The 1,569-nt window shown below is 65.5% G+C and carries 3 protein-coding genes; all 3 read left to right on the top strand.

Features of this window, described 5'->3' with window-relative positions; genetic code table 11:
* The first annotated feature begins 233 nt into the window (after positions 1 to 233).
* Complete coding sequence (locus EOL86_14755) at positions 234 to 1,001, top strand: hypothetical protein (GenBank protein ID NCD26829.1); 768 nt, start codon at positions 234 to 236, stop codon at positions 999 to 1,001.
* Positions 991 to 1,269 carry a hypothetical protein gene (locus tag EOL86_14760; GenBank protein ID NCD26830.1) on the top strand — a complete coding sequence of 93 codons (279 nt, stop codon included), beginning with the start codon at positions 991 to 993 and terminating at the stop codon, positions 1,267 to 1,269. The genes EOL86_14755 and EOL86_14760 overlap by 11 nt, the downstream gene beginning before the upstream one ends.
* The coding region (locus tag EOL86_14765) for a hypothetical protein (protein ID NCD26831.1) at positions 1,250 to 1,569 on the top strand (320 nt) is incomplete at its 3' end. The genes EOL86_14760 and EOL86_14765, both read left to right, overlap by 20 nt.

A 1,569-nucleotide genomic window follows, 5' to 3' on the forward strand; every position in this document is an offset into this window, starting at 1 on the left:
CGCGAGGACGGCCTCGTCCACGAGCTCCTGACAGAGGCCCAGTTCGATGTTTTGGATTTGATTGGGGAGATCACCGCGACCCTGGACGGGATGCCCATGCCCCCGACGCCTGCCACCCCCAAGACCAGCACCGAGCCTCCCACGGCATCCCAGTCGGCGCCAGGCAAAAGAATCATCCGCCTGGACCCGAACGCGGTCGAGGCCGCCGTGCGCGGGGCGCTGCTGGGGCTGGTATGCACCCCGGAGGCCACCCTATGACGGACACCCTCCACATGGAGGCAGGGGGCGGCACCGCCCCTTGTCTCGCCACCCAGAGCCCCACCATTGGCAAGCTGGCCGAGGCCCTGGCCAAGGCCCAAGGCATGATGACCACCGCCAAAAAGGATTCCGACAACCCGTTTTTTAACTCCCGCTATGCGGACTTGGCCGCCTGCTGGGAAGTGTGCCGGGAACCCCTGGCCAAGAATGGACTGGCCATCATCCAGACCACCACGCCCACCACGGACGGAACCGTGCGCGTGGTGTCCACCCTGGCCCATGCAAGCGGTGAGTGGATACGGGGCGAGCTGGCCGTGAAGCCGGTCAAGGCCGATCCCCAGGGCATCGGGAGCGCCCTGACCTATGCCCGGCGCTATGGCCTGTGCTCCCTGGTGGGCATCGTGGCCGACGAGGACGACGACGGCGAGGCCGCCCATGGACGTGGCCCCGGCCAAAAACCTCAAGCTGCAAAACCCCGCGAACCGGCCAAACACGCCACCCAACCGGCCAATACATCAACACCCGGCAACCCGGCACCAGCCAGGCAGAACGGCGGGGGAGCGTCGGAGAACCAGCGCAAGGCCATCTTCGCCATCAGCAAGGGCAAGGGGCTGGACGCCATTCAGGCCGCCAGCTCCATCCTTGGCCGGGCCGTGGATCGTCTGGACAACCTGACCATGCAGGAGGCCAGCCGGATCATAGACGCCTTGAACAAGGGCGAAGGGGCGGGCCATGGTCAATGACGTCATCACCCGTGCCACGAGCTGGGCCATGGACGGAAGGCGCCGCGTGCAAATCGAGATCGACACCCTTTCCATGGGCGACGGGGTGCCACGGATACGCATGTGGGCCTACGACTATGACCTGACGAGCGGAGTGTGGATTGCCCCCGGTGATCCGCTCCCGGACATGGACGCCCTGGCCAGGGAGAAAGCGGCTTCCCTGGCCTTGGAACTGAATACCATCGCCGCCACCCTCAAGGAGGCCCCCCATGGTCAGACTGTTCGTTGATATTGAAACCATCCCCGGCCCTGTCATGCCCGGCGTCGAGGAGCTGGAACTCCACGCCCCCAAGACGCTCAAAAAGCCCGAGTCCATCCGGGCATGGGCGGAGGAAAACCAGGAGACCGAATACCGCAAGCAAGCCCTGGATTCCATGGCGGGTGAAATCCTGGCCATAGGCTACGCCTGGAACGACGAGGAGCCCGAGGTGCTGTACCGTGGCCCGGCCATGCCCACGGAGGAAGACCTGCTTCGGGCCTTTGAGCGGGCCGTGGAAGCACGCATGCACAAGCTCGGGAACATGCGGCC

Source organism: Deltaproteobacteria bacterium (genome assembly GCA_009930495.1).
Lineage (GTDB): Bacteria > Desulfobacterota > Desulfovibrionia > Desulfovibrionales > Desulfomicrobiaceae > Desulfomicrobium.

What these genes read in the sequence shown, in the direction of transcription:
- EOL86_14755 (NCD26829.1), top strand. Translation starts at nt 234, where the DNA reads ATGCACCCCGGAGGCCACCCTATGACGGACACCCTCCACATGGAGGCA.
- EOL86_14760 (NCD26830.1), top strand. Translation starts at nt 991, where the DNA reads ATGGTCAATGACGTCATCACCCGTGCCACGAGCTGGGCCATGGACGGA.